Source organism: Treponema succinifaciens DSM 2489, from assembly GCF_000195275.1.
GTDB lineage: Bacteria > Spirochaetota > Spirochaetia > Treponematales > Treponemataceae > Treponema_D > Treponema_D succinifaciens.
This window is the reverse complement of the sequence record NC_015385.1, coordinates 1705040-1726209: the sequence shown is the minus strand read 5'-3', so window position 1 is coordinate 1726209 and position 21170 is coordinate 1705040. Positions and strand designations below refer to the sequence as shown.

13 protein-coding genes are annotated in these 21170 nt (G+C 42.6%); 8 read left to right on the top strand and 5 right to left on the bottom strand.

Annotation, left to right across the window (positions count from 1 at the left end; all coding sequences use genetic code 11):
* Entirely contained in the window at positions 1–1524 is a 1524-nt protein-coding gene (gene hslU / locus TRESU_RS08110) for an ATP-dependent protease ATPase subunit HslU (protein WP_013701767.1), read from the top strand.
* A gap of 86 nt (positions 1525–1610) precedes the next feature.
* Here the strand turns inward: hslU and secA are convergent, their stop codons facing one another.
* On the bottom strand, positions 1611–4352 hold the full coding sequence (gene secA / locus TRESU_RS08105) for a preprotein translocase subunit SecA (RefSeq protein WP_013701766.1): 2742 nt from the start codon (positions 4350–4352) through the stop codon (positions 1611–1613).
* Positions 4353–4527: 175 nt separating this feature from the next.
* On the opposite strand from secA, the gene TRESU_RS08100 reads away from it, so the two are divergent.
* A complete protein-coding gene (locus TRESU_RS08100) occupies positions 4528–6222 on the top strand; it encodes an AMP-binding protein (protein ID WP_013701765.1) in 1695 nt (564 codons plus the stop codon).
* Positions 6223–6326: 104 nt separating this feature from the next.
* On the opposite strand, the gene priA is transcribed toward TRESU_RS08100, so the two are convergent.
* The 3 genes from priA to TRESU_RS08085 are packed head-to-tail and all read right to left on the bottom strand — an operon-like array spanning position 6327 to position 10373.
* Positions 6327–8336 (bottom strand): replication restart helicase PriA, encoded by a 2010-nt coding sequence (gene priA, locus TRESU_RS08095; protein ID WP_013701764.1) that lies wholly within the window; start codon positions 8334–8336, stop codon positions 6327–6329.
* On the bottom strand, positions 8326–9150 hold the full coding sequence (locus tag TRESU_RS08090) for a uracil-DNA glycosylase (RefSeq protein ID WP_041612031.1): 825 nt from the start codon (positions 9148–9150) through the stop codon (positions 8326–8328). Before TRESU_RS08090 ends, priA begins: the two co-directional genes overlap by 11 nt.
* Complete coding sequence (locus tag TRESU_RS08085) at positions 9147–10373, bottom strand: glycosyltransferase (RefSeq protein ID WP_013701762.1); 1227 nt, start codon at positions 10371–10373, stop codon at positions 9147–9149. The genes TRESU_RS08090 and TRESU_RS08085 overlap by 4 nt, the downstream gene beginning before the upstream one ends.
* A 60-nt stretch (positions 10374–10433) precedes the next feature.
* Here TRESU_RS08085 and TRESU_RS08080 point away from each other — a divergent pair, with 60 nt between their 5' ends.
* From TRESU_RS08080 to TRESU_RS08060, 6 genes are all read left to right on the top strand, one after another.
* Positions 10434–12131, top strand: coding sequence for a hypothetical protein (locus tag TRESU_RS08080; RefSeq protein ID WP_013701761.1), 1698 nt, complete (start codon positions 10434–10436; stop codon positions 12129–12131).
* A 19-nt stretch (positions 12132–12150) separates the two neighbouring features.
* Positions 12151–14043 (top strand): hypothetical protein, encoded by a 1893-nt coding sequence (locus TRESU_RS08075; protein ID WP_013701760.1) that lies wholly within the window; start codon positions 12151–12153, stop codon positions 14041–14043.
* An 11-nt stretch (positions 14044–14054) separates the two neighbouring features.
* The gene (gene thiI, locus TRESU_RS08070) at positions 14055–15284 is read left to right on the top strand and encodes a tRNA uracil 4-sulfurtransferase ThiI (protein ID WP_013701759.1); all 1230 of its coding nucleotides are present in this window, start codon (positions 14055–14057) and stop codon (positions 15282–15284) included.
* Positions 15260–16345: a hypothetical protein gene (locus TRESU_RS08065; protein WP_013701758.1), complete on the top strand. Its 1086-nt coding sequence runs from the start codon at positions 15260–15262 to the stop codon at positions 16343–16345. The genes thiI and TRESU_RS08065 overlap by 25 nt, the downstream gene beginning before the upstream one ends.
* Before the next feature lie 248 nt (positions 16346–16593).
* Positions 16594–16752 carry a hypothetical protein gene (locus TRESU_RS15150; RefSeq protein ID WP_169309751.1) on the top strand — a complete coding sequence of 53 codons (159 nt, stop codon included), beginning with the start codon at positions 16594–16596 and terminating at the stop codon, positions 16750–16752.
* An 82-nt stretch (positions 16753–16834) separates the two neighbouring features.
* Positions 16835–18943, top strand: coding sequence for a methyl-accepting chemotaxis protein (locus tag TRESU_RS08060; RefSeq protein ID WP_013701757.1), 2109 nt, complete (start codon positions 16835–16837; stop codon positions 18941–18943).
* 215 nt (positions 18944–19158) lie between these two features.
* Here TRESU_RS08060 and TRESU_RS08055 read toward each other — a convergent pair whose 3' ends face one another.
* Positions 19159–21129, bottom strand: coding sequence for an Lnb N-terminal periplasmic domain-containing protein (locus tag TRESU_RS08055; protein ID WP_041612030.1), 1971 nt, complete (start codon positions 21127–21129; stop codon positions 19159–19161).
* Between the last annotated feature and the right edge of the window lie 41 nt (positions 21130–21170).

Below are 21170 nucleotides of genomic sequence, written 5' to 3'. Positions count from 1 at the left end.
ATGACTGAAGAAATCAAGGCGCAGCTGAATTCAAAAGGAATTCCAGACGGACTTACTCCAGCGCAGATTGTTGAAAAACTTGACAATTATATAATCGGACAGCAGAAGGCAAAACGTTTTGTCGCAGTTGCTTTGCGAAACCGTCAGCGCAGGATAAAGCTTCCAGAGGAAATCCGGGACGAAGTTGCGCCGAAGAACATTTTGATGATGGGACCAACTGGAGTCGGAAAAACTGAAATTGCCCGCCGTCTTGCAAAACTTTGCGGAGCGCCATTCTTGAAAGTGGAAGCCACAAAATACACCGAGGTTGGCTATGTTGGCCGTGATGTTGAAAGCATGGTTCGCGATCTTATGGCAGTTGGCTATAACATGGTAAAGGCTGAAATGCAGGAAAAACTGCGTGAAAAATGCATTCCGATTGTGGAAGACCAGTTGCTTGACTTGCTTTTGCCTGGAAGTTCTGGCAAGAAAAAGCGCAAGGATTCCTCTCCAAAAAGAGATGTCCATGTGCTTGGAAATATATTCGGCGAGTCAAGTCCGATTCAGGGAAGCTTGATTCAAGTTGATATTCCAAAAGAAAATCCTGCTCAGGATGAGCCGCAGGAAGAAATTGAAGAAGAAACTTCAACCAGCGAAGATATGGCTTCTACACGTGAAAAATTCAGGACAATGCTCCGTGAAGGCAAGCTTGAAGACCGTGTTGTGGAAATAACTGTTCACCGCCAGCCTTCGTTCAGTATGAACATGATGGGAGCAAGCAATCCAGAAGATCTTGAGGAAAGTATAAATGGACTTCAGGAGCTTCTTTCAGGCGGAAGATCAAAAAGGCGCAATGTAACTGTTCGGGAAGCACGGCAGATTCTCATGGCGGACACTCTTGAACGGAATACGGATAGTGACAAGGCTGCTGACGAGGCAAAGAAAAGAGTTGAGCAAAGCGGAATTATTTTTATAGACGAAATTGACAAGATTGCAACTCACGGCGGTGAAGGCGACCGTCAGGCAGTCAGCAGGGAAGGAGTTCAGCGGGACATTCTTCCTATTGTTGAAGGAAGCGATGTGAATACAAAATGGGGCGTGGTAAACACAACTCATATTTTGTTTATTGGAGCCGGAGCGTTCAGCGTGTCTGCCCCAAGTGATCTTATCCCGGAACTTCAAGGCAGATTTCCTCTTCGCGTTGAATTGGAGCCGCTCAAAAAAGAAGATTTCAAGCGCATACTTACCGAGCCAAAAAACGCTCTTGTAAAGCAGTATGAAGCGCTTCTTGCAACTGAAGGCGTAACTTTAAAGTTTGCAGACGAAGCTATTGACCGCATGAGTTTTATAGCAGAAGACGTAAATTCTCACAGTGAAAATATAGGCGCGCGCAGGCTTCACACTATAATGGAAACTGTTCTTGAGGAATTGAGCTTTGATGCTGACCGCCATGCAGGTGAAACAATAACAATTGACAGTAAATATGTTGATGAAAAACTGAATGGCGTAATTCAAAACCAGAATTTGGAGCGTTATATACTCTAGCTATTTTTCATTCCGAAACAAACAAAAAAGGACTTGGAACTGTTTTTCAGAACCAAGTCCTTAATTTTTTAGCTGGAATTTTTTGCTTAGGAATTTCTTCCGCAGCAGTTCTTGTATTTTTTTCCGCTTCCACATGGGCATGGATCGTTTCTGCCTACTTTTGGAACGGATCTAGTTACTGTTACGCTTTGACCTTGCCTTCCGCTTTTCATTGCTGAATTCTGGGCTGCCTGCTGCGCGCTTCTTGCCATTGACTGTGCTTCCTGATGCTGGGCATTCATTTGGCGAGGCTGCTGCTGGCGTGGAGGCTGAGATCCGACCTGAACTTTTACTTTGAAAACTCTGCTTGTTACGGAATCTCTTATGCTGTCAAGCATTTCATCAAACTGATTGAATCCGTCAATTTTATATTCTGTGAGCGGATTTTTGCTTCCGTAAGAACGCAAGTGAACGGCTTCTCTTAATCCGTCAAGGAATTCAAGCTGGTCAAGCCATTTTTTGTCAATCATCTGAATATACTGGTAGCGGATAAACATATTCAGGTTTTGCTTTCCGGCAAGCATTTCCTTTTGCGTCAAGTCATTTTGAAGCGCCGCGTCAACTCCTTCTTCTGTAAGCTGATCATAAGAAAGCTGCTGACCGAATGTGTTGTAAATTTTATCTGCAAGCGCGCTTTGTGATGGGGTTCTTTCATGCTTGAATTCTTCGAAAATTTCAGAGACAGTTTCTTTTGCGTTGTTCATAACTCTGCCGCTCAAGTCCTCGTCTACAAGAATTTCATCACGCTGCTCGTAAATAAATTTTCTTTGCTGATTTAAAACATCGTCGTAGTCAAGAAGATTTTTTCTTATTTCAAAGTTTCTTTCTTCTACTTTTTTCTGGGCTTTTTCAATTGAGCGGTTAAGCATCGGGTGATTTATCGGCTCTCCCGGCTGCATTCCTATTCTGCTCATAATGGCTTTCATCTTTTCGCCGCCAAACAGCCTCATAAGATCATCGTCCATTGAAATGTAGAATTTGCTTCTTCCCGGATCTCCCTGTCGTCCAGAACGTCCACGAAGCTGATTGTCAATACGGCGGCTTTCATGGCGTTCAGAACCGATTACGTAAAGTCCGCCAAGATTTTTCACTTCCTCGTAGTCTTTTTTCCATTGCTCCTTTTCAATTTTGAGAGCTTCGTCAAACTGCTCCTGAGAAGCTTCTGTTCCGACTTTTTTTCTTGCTCTGGTTTCAGGGCTTCCGCCGAGCTTGATGTCTGTACCGCGGCCTGCCATGTTTGTTGCTACAGTTACAGCGCCTTTTGCTCCGGCTTCAGCTATAATCAAAGCTTCACGCGCATGGTTTTTTGCGTTAAGAACTTCGTGGCGGATTCCTTTTCTTGTGAGAATTGCCGATAGATGCTCTGATTTTTCCACGGAAACAGTTCCGATTAAAACTGGCTGACCTTTCTTGTGCGCCTCTTCAACTTCTTTTGAAATTGCAATCCATTTGTCGCTTTCGTTCAGGTAAACTTCATCGTCTTCATCAATGCGGGCAACCGGCTTGTTTGTTGGAATTACAACAACATCAAGATTGTAAATTTTATCGAATTCCACTGCTTCTGTAGCCGCGGTTCCTGTCATTCCAGAAAGCTTGTCGTACATTCTGAAAAAATTCTGGAACGTGATTGTCGCAAGAGTTCTGTTGCGCTGGGCAATTTTCAAATGTTCTTTTGCTTCTATTGCCTGATGAAGTCCGTCGCCGTACCGCCTTCCTTCAAGAATGCGTCCTGTGAATTCGTCAACAATCTGAACTTGTCCATCTTTTACAACATAATCAACGTCAGGATGATAAAGCGTGTGAGCCCTCAATGCCTGTGTAAAATAATGAACGAATTCAAAATTCTGCTCGTCAAAAACAGTTGTTCCCGGCTCAATGAGATTGTGGGAAAGAAGAATGTCGTTTATTTTGTTCATTCCCTTGTCTGTAAATGAAACACGCTTACTTTTTTCATCAAGCTTGTAGTCGCCTTCGAGAGCCGCTCTCTGTTCAGGAGTCATTTCAACTTCGTCCGGATAGTCGTTTGTCTTTGGATCTTTTTTGACTTCTGTGAACATTCCAATGTATTTGTCAACTTCGTGGAATTTGAAAGTGTCGTCTTCGCCTTGTCCTGAAATAATAAGCGGAGTTCTTGCTTCATCGATAAGAATTGAGTCGATTTCGTCTACAATACAGAAGTTGAATCCGCGCTGAACTTTGCGGGAAGCGTCAATCTGCATATTGTCGCGCAAGTAGTCAAATCCGAACTCGTTGTTTGTTCCGTAAGTCAAGTCGCAGTTGTAAGCGGCTTTTCTTGCGTCGTTGTCCATGTTGCTTAAAATGCAACCTACTGTCTGTCCGAGAAATCTGTAAATGCGTCCCATCCACTGGCTGTCGCGCTCTGCAAGGTAATCGTTTACTGTAACAATGTGAACGCCTTTTCCGCTAAGCGAATTCAAGTAGGCGGCGCAAACGCACATGAGAGTTTTACCTTCACCGGTCTTCATTTCTGTTATTCTGCCTGAATGAAGCACAAGAGAACCCATAAGCTGGCATGGATAAGCGCGCTCTCCAAGAACCCTTTTTGCCGCTTCTCTTGCTAATGCGAATGCGTCCACAAGAATATCATCGAGAGTCTCGCCCTTTGCAAGACGCTCTTTTAGAATTTTTGTCTGTTCAGGAAACTGCTCGTCAGAAAATGCCTGTGCCCAGCTTTCTCTAGCTTCAATCTGCGCGACAACAGGCTTCAGTGTTTTTACAGCTCTGTCATTTGCCGAACCGAAAATAAGTGTTAATAATTTATCAAACATAATGCAGTAAATATATAAAATTTTCTATACATTTGCAACTTTCTGAAACTTTTCCTGTCTAAGACTATAGTGGTTTGAAGTTCATTTTCTGCGGAAGTATTTCGCTTGAAATGAATGACATTTTGTATTAAAATGTCAAAAAAGCTTTTAACTACACTGTTTTTTAGAGGAATATATGGCACTTTATCATGATTTTTTAGTTGAAGACAGAGAGTTTACTTCCTACGAGGACTTGAAGGCGCATTGCCGCTTGAAGGCTCCGGAAAATTTCAATTTTGCCTATGACATTGTAGACCGCTACACTGTTACAGAGCCTGGAAAAAGAGCCCTTGTGTGGTGCGATGACGACGGTGAAGAACATACTTGGACATTTGAGCAGATTTCAGCTGATTCAAAGCGGACTGCATATTTTCTTGCTTCACAGGGAATAAAAAAAGGCGATGCCGTTATGATGATTTTGCGCCGCCGCTACGAATGGTGGTGGGTAATGATGGCTCTTCATAGAATCGGAGCAATCGCAGTTCCGGCTACAGATCAGTTGCTTCAAAAAGACATTGAGTACCGCACAAATGCCGCTGAAATCAAGATGATTATTTCTTACGACAATCCGGCTGTTCAGTCTGAAATTGAAAAGGCTCTTCCGAATTCCCCGACTGTAAAAAAACTTGTTACTGTCGGACCTTCACGCGAAGGCTGGATTGACTTCCATGCTGAAGTTGACAAGTGCGTTCCGGAATTTCCGCGCCCGGTAGGAGATGCCGCCGTCCACAGTGAAGATCCGATGCTTCTTTACTTTACGTCAGGAACTTCAGGCTATCCAAAGATGGTTCTGCACAATTATCTTTATCCGATCGGACATCTTATAACTGCAAAATACTGGCACGGTGTTCAGGACAACGGTCTTCATCTTGCTGTCTCTGAAACTGGCTGGGGAAAAGCTGTCTGGGGAAAGCTCTACGGTCAGTGGATCTGCGGAAGCGCGGTTTTTGTTTACGATATGCATAGTTTCAAGCCGGACAAGATGCTCCAGAAAATCGCAAAGTACGGAATTACAACTTTCTGTGCGCCTCCAACTGTTTACCGCTATCTTATCAGGCAGGACCTTTCAAAGTACGACATCAGCAGCGTAGTGCGTTTTGCGACTGCGGGAGAAGCTCTCAACGGCGAAGTCTACAACAAGTTTATAGAGCAGACAGGAAAGAAAATCTATGAAGGCTACGGTCAGACTGAATCCACGATTATCTGCGGAAACTTCCTTGACGCTGTTGTTCGTCCTGGCTCAATGGGTCGTCCGTCTCCTGTTTATGACGTTTCTGTTGTAAATGCCAGTGGAAAGCCGGTTCCTGCAGGTGAAGTAGGTGAGCTTGTAATCCACTTGGACAAAGGACATCCGTTCGGACTTCTTTCTGGATACTACCGCGATGTTGCCCTTACCGCGAATGCTTTTGACGGAGGTGTTTACCATACGGGAGACACTGTCTATATGGATGAGGATGGATACGTTTGGTTCGTTGGAAGAAAAGACGACATAATTAAGTCTTCTGGATTCAGAATCAGTCCGTTTGAAGTTGAGTCTGTTCTTCAGCAGCATCCGGCTGTAATGGAATGCGCTGTTACAGGCGTTCCTGATGAAAAAAGAGGACAGGCTGTAAAGGCTACAATCGTTCTTTCTCCGGGATACGAGGCTTCCGAAGAGCTTGAGCATGAGCTTTTTGACTTTGTAAAGCACGAGACTGCGCTTTTCAAGTGTCCTAGAATAATTGAGTTTGTGCACGAGCTTCCAAAGACAATCAGCGGAAAAATCCGCCGTGTGGAAATCCGCGAAAAGGATGCCGGTGTAGACGTGGACAAGGTTAAGCAGGAATTCTAAATCGTACAAAGAACTTCTAAAACTGCCGTCATTTTAGCGAAAAATGCTAATCTGGCGGCTTTTGATTGTTCCGGGAGACTTCGGCAGGCTTCCAAATGTTTTCTTTATAGAAGACTTACAGGATCTGTGTCTGTTTCTATATAGACATCCTTTGGAGGCTTGAATCCCCACACGAGTTTTTTTGCCATTTCCTGAAGCGGGCGGATTTGCTTTGCGCGCATAAGAATCTGATGGCGATGGCTTCCGTTTACCATTTCAAGCGGACACTCTGCAGGACCAAGAATATCTACTCCCTGCGGACGGCACTTGCACAGGATGTTGTATGCGCTTTGGGCTGCATTCTGGGCTGCGTCTGGTTTCTGTGAGCGGAACACAAGTCGCAAAAGCCGTGAATAGGGCGGAAAGTTCAGAATTTGGCGCGCTTCAAGTTCATTCTTGTAGAATTCTTCTGTAAGCCCTTTTACTGCGTAGTTTATTGCGTCGCGGTCCGGGCTGTAGCTTTGCACGATAACTTTTCCGCCGGGAAAAAATCTTCCGGCTCTGCCTGCAACCTGCGTTATAAGAGCGAATGTCTTTTCCTGCGCCCTAAAGTCCGGCAAATGAAGGGCAGTGTCTGCAAGAACAACCCCTGCAAGTTTTAAGTTCGGAAAATTCAGACCTTTTGCGACCATTTGTGTTCCAAGGAGAATATCGTATTCGCCTTTTCTGAATGAATCAAGCTTTTCCTGCAATTCTCCTTTGTGGTGCAGAGAGTCTGTGTCTATGCGCACGACTTTTGCGTTGGGAAACTTTGCCTTTACTTCTGCCTCGATGTATTCAGTTCCGAATCCTGAATATCCTATGTCAAGCGAGCCGCATTTTGGGCATTGCTGTGGCGGCGGAAGTGAATATCCGCAGTAGTGGCATCTTAGGCGGTTTTCGCTTTTGTGGTATGTCATTGAAACCGAGCAGTTTTTGCACTTTAATTCATATCCGCAGCTTGAGCATCTAAAAAAATGCGTGAATCCCCGGCGGTTTAGGAACAGAATTGTCTGTTTTTTTTCTGAAAGTGCTGTCTGGATTTCATTTTGAAGCGGCTTTGAAATGCAGCTTTCCTTGTCGGCTTCAAGGCTTAGGTTTACACAGCTGATTTGCGGCTTTTCGCCTCCTGCAAGTCTTTTTGTGAGTGTGTGGCGGATGATTGTTCCGTTTTGCATTGAGTGCCATGATTCAACGGAAGGAGTTGCGCTTCCCATTACAAGCGGAATGGAGTTTTTTTTGCACCTAAGCATTGCAATCTGCCTTGCATGGTAGCGCGGGGATGAGCCTGACTTGTATGAAGAGTCGTGCTCCTCGTCAATTATTATAAGTCCGAGCTGGGGGACCGGGGCAAAAACTGCGCTTCTTGCTCCTACGACAATGCGTGCTTCCCTGCTTAGAATTCGCTTCCATTCTCCGAGACGCTGGCTTGGTGTTAGCGCGGAATGAAGGACTGCGACTGTACTTCCGAATCTTTTTTGTACGGCTTTTACAACTTGCGGCGTAAGTCCGATTTCCGGCACAAGATAAATTACGCCTTTGCCTGATTCCATGATTTTTTCCGCCGCGCTTAAAAAGACTTCTGTTTTGCCGCTTCCTGTTGTTCCGTAAAGGTAGTGGAATTTTTCAGTTGAAGAAAGAATTCCGTTCACTGCGTTTTTTTGTTCTTCGCTCAGGTCTTTTCTTTTAAATCCGGATTCATCTTCCGAAAAAGAAAGTCCTGGAATTTCAGTTTCGCGCTTGCCTGAAGGAATCATCGCAAACACGCATTCTCCGATTGACGCAATATAGTAGCCGCTCATAAATTCCGCAAGCTCCAAAAGCTCTTTTGTCAAAAGCGGAATTTGGTCTATGTAGCGAATTGCTGTGCGGATTTTTTCTTCTGAAACAGCGCAGTTTTGCGGCAAAGTTTTATGGACGGCGGCAACAAAGCCTGAAGTTTTTCTGTTTCCGAATTTTACTTCAACCCGCAGCCCGAACGGATTTTCAATGTTCTGTGTGCCTTCCGGTATTTTGTAGGTGAAAGTCTGGTTCAGCGGAACGTTCAGAATTACATCGATGTACGCTGAATTCATGGCGGGAGAATCATTCTGCATAGAATTTTTCCGCGTAGTTCGGGATTTCTTTTAAGATGCGGGATTTGAAAACTTTTAAATCTTCCCAGGCAGGACGCTTGAAGCTTTCGTTTCGTAAAAGCGCGCTTGGATGATAAGTTGCAAGCAATGGTATTTTTGTTTCGCCAAGGCTGTATTCAAGCCATTTTCCGCGGAGAGAATTTATTCCTTCCTGTGTGTCCAGAAGATTCTGAACCGCCGTGCGTCCCATTGCAAGAATGTACTTTGGCTTTAAAATATGAATCTGAGCCTGAAGATAGCCTGAGCAGGCATGGGCTTCGTCAGGCATTGGTGTTCTGTTCATTGGCGGGCGGCATTTTACGATGTTTGCAATGTAGCAGTTTGTTGTGCGCCCAAGAGAAATCGCCGCAAGCATTTTATCAAGAAGCTGTCCTGCTTTTCCAACAAACGGACGCCCTGTTTTGTCTTCGTCTTCGCCCGGACCTTCGCCTATTACCATTACATAAGGATTTTCAACGCCTTCGCCCGGAACTGTGTTTGTCCTTGCCTTGCATAGAATGCAGTTTTTGCACGAAGCGATTTTTGTCGCGATTGATTCGAGTGTTGCGCCTTGAGATGGAGCTTTTTCAGCTGAGTTTTGTTCTGCAGGAATTTGAAAAGTATTCGGCTGAACTTGAGCATGCTCTTGCGTTTTTATTTCTTCATGTTCTTCTGGGATTTCTATGTCGTCTTCAAATTCTGGAATTTCCTTAAAATCCGGCGACGGATAACCGTAGCTCCAGGAAGAGGCTGTTTTTATAAAATTGTAGACTTTGCTTTTTTCTTCCGCCGTCACTTGCTTTCCCTTTCTTTGCAGATGCCGATTGCTTTTTGGTAGCATTCAATCAGTTTCGGCGTAAGATAAGAAATTTTCCATTTGCTTCCCCATTCCAAGGCCTGCTCTGATTTTTCCTTGTGAAGGGATTCGTTTTGCAAAAGTTCCAGCGTCTTCTGCGAAAATTCTTCCACATCATCTTTTACCATAAAGCCGCCGTTGTTTCCCTGCATCACATCGATGGTGCCCATTTCTCCGATTGCGACAACCGGCAGCGCGGAAAGCATCGCTTCAACTGTAACAAGCCCCTGTGTTTCCGTTTTGCTCGGAAATGTAAAGACCGAAGCCATCTTGTAAAAGTAAATCAAATCGTTTCCGTTGATATATCCTGTAAAGAAAACTGATTTTTCAAGTCCATGTGATTTTGCTAATTCTTTCAGTTCATTCAAGAAGGGACCTCCGCCCACGAACAAAAGCGCAGTGTCCGGCTGGGATTCCTGAACTTTTTCCAAGACATCAAAAAGAAACGGAAGATTTTTTTCCTTTACAATGCGTCCTACAAAAAGAAGGATTTTTCTTTCCTTTAATTCTGGAAACTTTTTGAAAAGCGTTGCGTAAACTTCATTTGATTTTTTTTCATCGTACTCAAGCTTGCTGTCTGGAATTCCTGTTGGAAGAATGTTTACTTGGCGTTTTATTCCGTATCTGTCCACGACTTCTGCAATCCGCTTTGTCGGAGCGATAATAACGTCGGCTCTCTTTAAATAAAAGCGAACGACTTCCATTCCGATTTTTTTTAGTCCGCGGGCAGGAACAAAGTTTATGTAGTTTGCAAGATAATCTTCCCAAAGCGTGTGGAATGTGAATACAAAAGGAACATGGCGATGGCGGCAGTAAATTGCTCCAAAATATCCGATTGTCCATTCTGAATTAATATGGATTACGTCAGGCTGAAATTCGTCCATGGATTTTTTTACTAGATGCCATTTGTCCAGCCGCATCATTCTGTCTTCTTTTGAAAATGCAATCCAAGCAGACGGAACTCTTAAAATTTTAAACGGCGACTTCTCGTCATTTGTTTTTTCGTCAAAAAAAGAACTTTTTTGCTGTTCTTCTGTATATTCAAGGCAGACAACACAGACTTCGTGTCCAAGCTTGCAAAGTCCTTCCGCAAAAGACTGGACAGAAACTGTAACTCCGTTTATGCGCGGAAAGTATGCGTCTGTAAACATCGCGATTTTCATATTCTATCGATTTTACTCTATACTTGTACTTTCTGCAAGAATCAAGTAAAATTGGTTTCTATGAAAATTTTAAGTTCATTTAAAAAATTTCTTTGGATTGTTTTGCTTTACGTGCCGTTCTTTTCTTTTGCACGCGGAAAAAATGAACTTGTAAAAAACGGACACTGGATTTATGACGCCCTTGCCGCTGTTTCAATGGAAGAGGGCAGGCTTGATTTTACAGACCGATCGCCTTTGAGTGTTGGAGAAATTCTTTTTTTCCTTGATGAAGCCGAATACAGCTCTTTGAGTTCCGCCGGAAAACTTCAGTATGACAGAATAAAAAATTATTGTTCGCAGGAATCTTTTGAGTTCGGACCGGATTTTATAAAGCTTGGCTTTGAAGTTGAACTCAATGCGGAAGGCTATTACAAGCAGAACGATGACGATGATTTGGAGTGGAACTACGGACGCTATGATAAAGGCGACTTCCTTTATATTCCTGTAAAAATTGAAGGCGCGGATTATTTTACAATGATGTTTGAAGGAAAACTCGCGCTGAATAAAAACACAAAAGAAGATAATGATAATTTTTTGAGCGTTCCACTTGCGGCTGATGAAATCGACATAAATTTCCCGGACACAGGATATTTCAGTACAAGCCATAATTTTACAGAAAACGCGGCTTTGACTTTTCAGATTGGAAGAGGAGCTTCTGATTTTACCCGCTCGCTGACTGGAAGCATTGTGCAAAGCAGATATTTTACAGGCTCTAGCTATTTGGAACTTGGCTTTTACACGCCGAATTTCAGGTATTCCATGAATGTAAATCAGTTCAATGTGGACAAATATCTTTACTCGCACGAAATCAATTTCCGCTTTTTTAAGAAACTTCAGTTTACCGCAAGGGAATCTTTGCTTGTTTTTGCGCCGATGGAGCTTCGCTATTTGAATCCTTGGACAATTTACCACGGATTTGCAGCTTGGCGTGACTATGGAAGCAACGAAAGCAATACCTGCGATTATCTTGCCCTAAAGCTTGCCTACACGCCTGTAAAATTTTTGAGGCTGTACGGTGAATTTGCAATGACGCAGTTTCAGACTGTATATGAAACTTCAAACTTTAAAGACGACACAACGCCGAACGGACTTGCTTTTCAAGGCGGAATCGAATCCTTTGTTCCTTGCAATGACGGATATTTTCACTTTTGGCTTGAAGGAACTTACACAGACGCATATATGTACATAAAGGAAAGCCCTGACTGGAGCATGGTGCGCAACTACCGCGAAAATCTTGGCGACACAAAATATGTTTTCTATGAATGGATTGGAACTCCCTTTGGTCCGGATACTGTTTCCGGCAAGTTGAGCATTGAATATGAAAAGCCTGCAAAATGGTCTTTGGGCGCGTCTTATCTTTTAAAGGCTTGCGGAAAAAATTCCGGCACAAAAATTTTCAAGAATCTTGGTTGGCACGAAGGAAATGAATACGTAATTGACGACAGCGATGATGGCAAGAAAAACCGCGAGAACTGGATTTTCCCGGATTCTGATTCTCAAGGAAGCGATGAGGCAAAAAAAAGACAGAAAGCTTCTACGCCGTCTGGAACTAACGAATATGTGAATGTTGTTTCTTTGCGCGGAACTTTCAGCCCTAAGGAAAATATAACTTTTGTGTTTCAGCCGTCATATACGTTTATTATAAATTACAATAATGAAAGCGGCAGAAATGAAAATGGATTTGAAGTTGCTTTTGCCGCGAATATAAAAATTTTGTAATTAATTGAAGGAAATATTAATGAAGTTAAGAAAACTTTTTTTTGCCGCTGTTTTTGCTTTTGCTGGAGCTTTTTGTTTTTCTCAAGTTTCTGTTGACCCGTCAGACGAATTTTATAAGTACGCATTAATTTGGGAAAACCGCGGGCTTGTTTCAAATGTGCCTCCAATCCGTCCTTATCCGCTTGCAAATGTAAAGTCGATTCTTCAGGAAGTAATTGAAACCGGCTGCGAAAAAGACAAGGAAATTGCAACTGAAATTTATGAGCGCGTAACCGGCAAGCCTTACCACATAACTTTTGAAACTGATTTTTTCATTAAGCATGAAATGGAAGAAAAGAACGAAAAGAACGAAAAGAAAGAAAAGCAGTCCTTTAGCACTTCAAAAATGCTTGCGCTTTATCCTGCAATAAAAGGCGACTTGGGTTTTAAAGATGATTTTGTTTCGCTTGGATACGGAGCGGGCTTTGCGGTTTCGAATGCGACTGATATAGACTTTATGCCGCAGTATTCAAATTCATTCCACGATTCTATTTTTGATGCCACTGAAGTCGGCCCGATTGAAATGTACCTTGACGTGAATAGTATCATTGCGCTTGGCTACAAAAATCTTTTTGTTCAGGGCGGAATTTACAGAAGCGGATATTCAGCATTTATAAATGAAGGACTTTCGCTTAACGACACAAGCTATCATTCAGGAAACCTTTCGCTCACATATTTGCACGACAAACTTTCTTATGTTCAGGAACTTTCAATGATTGGCGCAACTTCATCTTATGACGGCGACCTTTCAACTTTGGCTCCAGATAAAATAATGGCGTTCCATGCAATTGGATATGAGCCTTTTGATTTTTTGAAAGTTTCATTTTATGAAAGTGCAGTCTACGGAAACCGCCTTGATCTTTCTTACATTTTGCCGGTTCCTTATATGGTTGCTCAGGGAGTCGGAGGTGCGAGCGACAATCTTGCGATGGGACTTTTAATCGACATAAAGCCTGCTCCTGGGGTTTTGTGGGAAACTGACGTTATGTGCGATGATTTTCCGGCGGAAGATTTCTTTAAATTGAATTTCGATTCAAAGTACAGGATTGCTGCAAAAACCGGGCTTATCTACACTCCGGCAAATTCATTCCTTGACCGGCTGGATTTTAACTACACTTTTGTGCTTCCGTATACTTACAGCCACTGGCAGTATGACAGCGACAGTTTGGCTTCAATTTCATCTTCAACAATAAACTATCAGAACTGTACAAATGCCGGTGTTTTGATTGGCTCGCAGTATGAACCGAACTCAGACGCTGTAAAATTTTCCGTTGACATAAAGCCTTTTAAGCAGCTCACTTTGTCAATGGGAACAACTTATTCACGCCACGGAAATGTCTGCGAAACTTTGGACACAGAAGAAGCCATGATTTATCTTTGCGCAGACAAAAATGTTTATTCAACAGACGGCTCGGTTTACACTCATTCGATGTTTGCCGCAAATAATTCAAATTCCGGCAACCACGTTTCTTCCGCTTGGGATTCCATGAACTGGCTGAACCAAAAGCACGTTCAGTTTACGCTTCAGTCTTCGTTGAATGTAAAGTACGATTTTAAGCCTACAAAAAAAGGAACGCGCGTTTCCTTGAATGCCGGCTGCACATTTGAATACATTCACAATTATGGAGTTTCAAACCAGATGTTCCCAGGTGGAAATGAAGACATAATTCCAGTTTACGAAAAAGATGATGACGGAAACGGCGGCGGAACTGGCGACATCATTGGATTCCGCAAATCAAAGGACGGAGAAAAATACGATTTGGATTCAGCTGAGGCAAAAGCAATTGTGGACGGATTTAAAGATGCCTGGATTTCTCAACTTACAAACAAACTTAATCTTTTCTTTAACTTTGGCGTAACAATAAGATTTTAACGGCTTAAAAAATGAAAACTGAAATTGACACAAATTTTTATACAGAAACTTATCTTGGAAAGCTTGGCGAGCTTACACTTAAAGGCGGAAATATCCGTGTTTTTGAAAAACAGCTTTTGTGCAATATCCGGCTTGCTTTGGAAACTGTCGAGGCAAAAGTAAAACTTCTTTCCGGGCGGCTTTACATTTACTGCACAAAAAATTCTTGCGGCGCAGTTGAGTATGCGCTTGACCATTTGATTGGAATTACCGGCTGGGCAAAAGTTCAGGCTGTTGAAAAAAATCTTGAAGCTATAAAAATTGCAGTCAGAAAAGAAGGAGAAGTTGCAAAATCAAACGGAGCAAAGACTTTTAAAATTGAAGCGCGCCGTGAAGACAAAGATTTTCCGCTTAATTCCTACGAGATTGCCACGGAAGTTGCCGGAGTTCTTTTTGATGACGGAACTCTTGATGTTGATGTTCACAAGCCGGACGTTTCCATTAATATTGAAGTGCGCGAAAAATGCTATGTTTACTGTTCCCAGAAAAAAACTTGCCGTGGTCTTCCAGTTGGCGTGAGCGGAAAAGGTCTTTTGCTTCTTTCAGGCGGAATTGACAGTCCTGTTGCGGGCTACAGAATGATGCGCCGCGGAATGAAAGTTGAATGTGTTTATTTTCATTCTTATCCATACACTTCGGAAGAAGCCCAGCAGAAAGTCCAGGATCTTGCAAAAATCATCGCGCAGTACGGAAACGACACACATCTTAACGTGATTTCTTTTACAGAAGTTCAGATGAAAATAAAACAAAAAACACCGGAAGCCTACTCAACATTGATGCTCCGCCTTTGTATGATGAAAGCCGCCAATATGCTTGCCGAGCGGATTAACTGCGACTGCATAATTACAGGCGAAAGTTTGGGGCAGGTTGCAAGCCAGACAATTGAAAATCTTGCAGTTACAGAAAGCTTTGCAGAAAAACCTTTGGTTCGTCCTCTGATTGGCTTGGACAAAGAAGAAATCATGGACACTGCGAATTTCATAGGAACTTACGAAACTTCAATTCTTCCGTATGAAGACTGCTGCGTTTTGTTCAGCCCAAAGCATCCTGTTTTGCGCGCAACTATAGAAGAAGCAAAGAAAATTTATGATTCCATGGAAATTGATTTTCTCATTCAAAAATCTTTTGATGAGCGTCAAATTTTCCGATACTCAATGAGAGACGTTATCGGGGAAAAATGGTCTTTAAAAGAAAATTTCTAACATTTGCTTTTTTAATTTTCTCATTCAAAGTTTTTTCGCAGGAAGAAGTCCCGGTACTTTTAAAAGGCGTTTGGAAAAATTCCAGCCGGTATTTTGTCTTTGATTCAGGCTATGTTTCTGATGACGGAGGTGCAATTCCACAGGCTGTGCTTAGATCTTTCTACACTTGGTACGATGACCGCGCGGCAGAAAGCAGCCTTTATTCAGAAAAAAATCCACGGAACGTAAACAACACAACTTCAAAAAATCCGGCGCAGGAAATCAGCATAAAATATGTTCCGCTTACGGATGAGCTTTTTTTGCAGTCAGACGGAAAGAGCGTTTTGCAAGATGGCGGCTCACTTCTTTATGCAAATGGAATTACGTCCGGCGCCTGGAATCTTGAAATAAAATATCCGAATAGAAAAGAAATTTACAATGTGCCGGTTGCCGTGATTGGAGACAGGCTTTTTCTAAAATTCGTCATAAGGCAAAGCGGGGAAGCTGGAGTTTCCGGATTTTGGAAAGATTCAGGAAACGCTTCTGGAATTTTAATAAGTCCGCCTGTTTCAAGCAAGGAACTTTTGTCTTATTTTTCCACGGATTCCGCAGTTTACCAAATCCGCTACTGGAAAACCGACATGGAATACGACAGTTCAGCCCAGGCTTTTTTTTCCGACGCAGGAAGTGAATATTCTGTTCCAAAGCATCTTGTTGTAGCCGGGCAAATTTTTACTTGCGTTACAGGGCGCAGAACCAAAATCCGCAGTGTGAAAAAAATTTCTTCTTTTCCTGCTGACTGTACTTTTAATTCAGTTTTAAAAATAAAATCTTCAAATGATTTAAATGGAATTCAAGTTCCTCAGGAGTCTGTTTACTCAACAATCTGCGCATTCGGCGAGCCGTATTTAACACTTGAAAAGGGAAAATCTCTTGAAGAAATTCTTGCTGAAAACCTGAAAAAAAATCATCCGCCACCACAGCCTCTTTTTCCTCCGCATGGAATTCTTGACTTTGACTGGAGCATAATCGAAGATCCTCCAAAGGACTGGAACCGCCGCATCCTTGATTTAGGAAAATAATTTTTTATTAGACAGGGGGACTTGCAGGGCAAACGCATTATAAATAATTTAAGTAAAGTTTGCGCGAAGGAACGGCTCCTGGGGCAAAAACACTCTGATTGCTGCGACCGCATTAGCGGGGAATTCTATGGTTACTTTGCAACAATCAGAGGATGTCCAATAAGTTCTGAATGTCATTGCTGAACAATTTCTAAATGATTGTAATATATGCATTTAGAATTTCGGGTCAAGTCTATAAAAGCCTATGAATGACAAAAAAGATACTTATTGGACATCCCCATTATTGCGCGATTTTGAACCAGGAAACCGTGTCTGAAAGCCAGTTTTATGCTGAATATATTTATAATGCGTTTGCCCTGCGGGGGGGGTACAAAAAAATGTTGACAGACAAAAATTTCGTTGTATAATCTAAATCAAGTGTATTGTTGCAAGCCACTAAAAGCTTGAGGCTTTTAGTGGTCTTTATTTTTAAGGAGGAATCTGTTATTTATGGGAGAAAACACTTCGTCAAACACCGAAAAACGCAAGAGCCTTGTGTTCCGGCTTGTTCTTTTTACAGGCATTTCAATTGTATTTTTTAATTTTCTGCAGATTATTATAACAGGAGAAATCACAAAAAAGTCTGTGCTTGAGGATTCAGCAAATGACTATGGGGTTGTTGTAAATGCTTATTCGCAGGTAATTTCAGAAAAAATTGACGCCTATTACCATGCTATGAATTTCTATGTGAATTCAGATGTGGCTCAGGATGGAAGCCTTGCCGAAATGCGTGAATGGCTTGTTTCGCATGCAGATCACCGCATAGCCGAGTTTGATTACATAATGCTCTGCGGTCCGGACGGAATCGCATATACGGATACAGGAAAGCGCACCGACATTTCCGATCGCCCTTATTTCAAGGCGATAATGCAAGATGGAAAGGAAAGGTTCATTGATGATCCTGTAGTCTCAAGAACGACCGGACAATCTGTACTCCATGTAACGCGCGCAATTGTCCGCAACGGAAAGAACATCGGTCTTTTTGCTGGCGTAATGCAGTCAAAATATATTGGTGAAATCATCAGCAATATAAAAGTTGGAAACACAGGATATCCGTTTGTTCTTGCCGACGATGGAACCGTTATTTCCCACCCGAACAGAGACTGGATTAACAACCGCAACTTCCTTACAGGCTATTCAAAAGGGCACGAGGATATGGGCGAACTTGCCAAAAGAATGGTTAGCCGTGAGACAGGACATGCCTGGATAAAGGGAATTTATGACGACTTGGAATTTATTACCTTTATGCCGGTAGAAGGAACTTCATGGTCAATGGCAGTTTCAATCCAGCAGAAGGAAATCTATTCTTCAATTACTTCAATTATGGGGCAGATGACTTGGCTTTCTATTATAAGCGCGATTCTTCTTGTAAGCATATCAGGCTTCCTTGTGTACCGCGCAATAAGGCCATTGAATAAACTTGACTACGCAATAACAAAAATCGCTTCAGGCAACGCCGACCTTACACAAAGAATTGAAATAAATTCCGACAACGAAATCGGCTTTGTTGTAAAAGGATTCAATAAATTTGTTGGCAAATTGCAGGAAATTATTTCCGATGTAAAAAATTCTAAGAATGAGCTTTCTAGTGCAGGAGAAGTTCTTGAAGAAAGCACTCAAAATACTTCCAGTGCAATCACGCAGATTCTTGCAAACATTGACAGTGTAAGAAACCAGATTGTAAGCCAAAGCTCAAGTGTTGAAGAAACCGCCGGGGCTGTAAATGAAATCGCTTCAAATATTTCTTCGCTTGAAAGAATGATTGAAAACCAGACCGCAGGTGTAAGCCAGGCTTCCGCTGCCGTTGAGCAGATGATTGGAAACATTTCTTCTGTAAATCAGTCCGTTGACAAAATGGCTTCTTCATTCAGCGAGCTTCAGTCTGACGCGCAGAACGGATTTTCTAAGCAGCAAGTCGTAAACGAGCAGATAGAAAAAATTGAAAAGCAGTCCGCAATGCTTCAGGAGGCAAACGCCGCCATTTCTTCAATTGCAAGCCAGACAAACCTTCTTGCCATGAATGCCGCAATCGAAGCCGCCCACGCAGGTGAAGCCGGAAAAGGATTCAGTGTTGTAGCAGACGAAATCCGCAAGCTTTCAGAAACTTCCACTTCGCAGTCAAAGACAATCGGCGACCAGCTTAACAATATCCGTGAATCTATCGATGAAGTTGTTGCTTCTTCCGCGGAATCAAGTTCGGCTTTTGAAAATGTTTCCAAGAAAATCAAGGATACAGACCAGCTTGTTGTTCAGATTAAGTCGGCAATGGAAGAACAGACCGAAGGCTCTAAGCAGATAAACGAGGCTCTTCATTCCATGAACGACAGTTCTTCCGAAGTTCGCAACGCCTCTTCTGAAATGTCAGCCGGAAATCAGGCGATTCTTGAGGAAGTAAAACGGCTTCAGGATGCCACAATGGTTATGAAGGAAAGCATGGATGAAATGGCGGTTGGCGCAAAGAAAATAAACGAAACTTATGCCGCCTTAAGCGAGATTTCTTCAAAGGTAAAAGGCTCTATTTCGGATATTGCCGACCAGATTGACCGCTTTAAAGTTTAATTGGGATTATCGTAAAACATTGTTGCTATAAAAACGATAAATTTATTGGCAAATTAAAAAGGCTCCTGTAGAATTATAGGAGCCTTTTTTATGTCCAGTAAAAATTTTAATATGATATATTTTTGTCATTCCATGACTTGATCGGGGAATCTTATTCCGTGTCGTTGCCATGCTTGATACTACGATGTTTCTGTAAAAAACTGTGTTAACAATCTCTAAAAATATGCGTTGAACGAAACCGTGAACTCATGCCATCTCTCGCCCCAGTCCATATTAAAAGAGTATCCGCCCTTGAGCGAAATGTTTTGGGCAATATTAAAGCCTTCGTTTACGCTAGCCTGAATTCTTAAATGTTTTTTGTCGAACGGCGACTGAAGCGCGCTTGCCGCAATCTTGTTTTTCCAGATTCCTGCCGTTGTTATAAAGCCGACTTCTGCGCCAATAAGCGGATCTGCATAAAAGTGATTCCTTTCATACTTTGGAGAAGCATAAGCATCAAATCCTGCAAGAAAGTAAGGCTGAATCCAATAAGCTGGCTTTATGCTTGTTCCGAACATTGCTTTTACTCTGAACGCAAGATCTTCTTCCTTGTCTTCATTTGGGTTAGAGTCAAGTCCGACTACGATATTCATTGCGCCGTTGAAAAAATACAAGTCAGAAACCGACAGCGAGATTACCGAGGCAATCAGTGCTTTCTTTAAATAAAAGTCTGTTTCCTGCGGATGCACTCTAAGGTCAATTTCACCGAACACAAGTTCTGAATTTGAAGCGTATCCTGCAGGATTTTCAAGCTGTTCGTGCGCTGTAAGACGAAATTCCAAGCCTGTGTATGCGCCTTCTATGTCTTTTCCGCCGTGAATGGAAATCTTTTTGGAGCCATGTGCTTTTTCCGGGTGCGGAGGCTCTGTTATTTTTGTGCTGGATTCTATCTTGCCTAGCTTTCTACGCTCCGAAAGAACTGAAACAAACCGCGGTCTGTATTCATCTGATGAAATTTTCCGGCTGTTCAAGAGGGAAGTAAGATAGTCGGATGCCTGTTCCCAAATTTCAGCCTGTTTTTCTTTTGGCAAGTCGCCGAATGGAAAGTCCTGTGCTGTCTTTTTCCCGTAACAAACGTCTTTTACATATTTGTTTTGCTTCCGTGTAAGCTGTGTCTTTTGAAATTCCAGTTTTGAGTACACGGAAGGTCTGTAGTCAGTTTTATCTGCAAGTCCTGTTTCGCAGATGGTCTTTACAGTTTCTATTGGCTCTACAACGCCACTTAAAATATTCGTTATGTCTGTTTCTGGCTTTGCGGCTTCTATAAGAAATAAAAGGTTGTATGAGCAGTTTTCGCTTATAAAAAAGTAACGCGAGTAAATACCTGAAAGGTCAAAAACATGGCGCAGCATTCTGTCTTTTTCTTCTTCTGAAAAGTTTAAGCGGTATTCCCATATATCGCGCATATCCATATTGGCGTACTGCTTGATTTTTTCATAGTAAGGCACGAATCCAAAATATCCCCGGAATCCTCCAACAAGACCTAGAATTGCGTACATCGCGCCGCCTGTTATATTTGTAACAGCTCCGTAATTTATAGAGCTTGCAAGAAGACGCGACTGTCCTTTGGATTCCATGAGCAAAAATGTGTGTCCGAAAACTGAAGCCGGATTTTTTAGAAAGCCTGCCGGGAATATAAGGTAAACGTCCCCGGGATTTACTTTCCGCACAATCGACTGATAATATGCGTCTCCATCATAAGGAAAATCCTCTTTTGAAAGATTCAGCTGGTCGCAAATCCATTTAAATCTGCCAGGAAAACGCTCAATTGCGTGCCGTTCATCTTTGCCGGGCGCAGGAGAAAAGAATGCTTTTATAGTACCTTCTAGCTCTGCCTTTGGATTTGTCTTGCCTTTTTTTGCACAGAAAAACATCGGGTCGTCCACAAGGCTCTTGTTTTTGTGGAAAGGCGAAGGCTTGTAATGCAAAAGGGTTTTCCAGTAAGGCGCATTGTAAAGCTCCATGGAAAATGCCTTGTCCACAGCTTCCTGCGCTTTTATTTCGTAGCCGGGAGCTGGCTCTGTAGGGGCTAGCTTTGAAATTGCTTCTAGTTTTCCTGAAAAGTCAACGGCGTCCGCAGTTCCTTTTGCGGGGCTGTTTTCATCTGCAAATACTGGCAGGAAAAACGAAGCTGCAAGTAAAAACAAACAGGGTACGACTTTGCGGCCGTACCCTGTTCTTTTAGACG

Coding starts and splice junctions, on each gene's coding strand:
- TRESU_RS08075 (WP_013701760.1), top strand. CDS start 12,151: ATGAAGTTAAGAAAACTTTTTTTTGCCGCTGTTTTTGCTTTTGCTGGA.
- TRESU_RS08100 (WP_013701765.1), top strand. CDS start 4,528: ATGGCACTTTATCATGATTTTTTAGTTGAAGACAGAGAGTTTACTTCC.
- TRESU_RS08060 (WP_013701757.1), top strand. CDS start 16,835: ATGGGAGAAAACACTTCGTCAAACACCGAAAAACGCAAGAGCCTTGTG.
- TRESU_RS08065 (WP_013701758.1), top strand. CDS start 15,260: ATGGTCTTTAAAAGAAAATTTCTAACATTTGCTTTTTTAATTTTCTCA.
- TRESU_RS15150 (WP_169309751.1), top strand. CDS start 16,594: ATGACAAAAAAGATACTTATTGGACATCCCCATTATTGCGCGATTTTG.
- thiI (WP_013701759.1), top strand. CDS start 14,055: ATGAAAACTGAAATTGACACAAATTTTTATACAGAAACTTATCTTGGA.
- secA (WP_013701766.1), bottom strand. CDS start 4,352: ATGTTTGATAAATTATTAACACTTATTTTCGGTTCGGCAAATGACAGA.
- priA (WP_013701764.1), bottom strand. CDS start 8,336: ATGCAGAATGATTCTCCCGCCATGAATTCAGCGTACATCGATGTAATT.
- hslU (WP_013701767.1), top strand. CDS start 1: ATGACTGAAGAAATCAAGGCGCAGCTGAATTCAAAAGGAATTCCAGAC.
- TRESU_RS08085 (WP_013701762.1), bottom strand. CDS start 10,373: ATGAAAATCGCGATGTTTACAGACGCATACTTTCCGCGCATAAACGGA.
- TRESU_RS08080 (WP_013701761.1), top strand. CDS start 10,434: ATGAAAATTTTAAGTTCATTTAAAAAATTTCTTTGGATTGTTTTGCTT.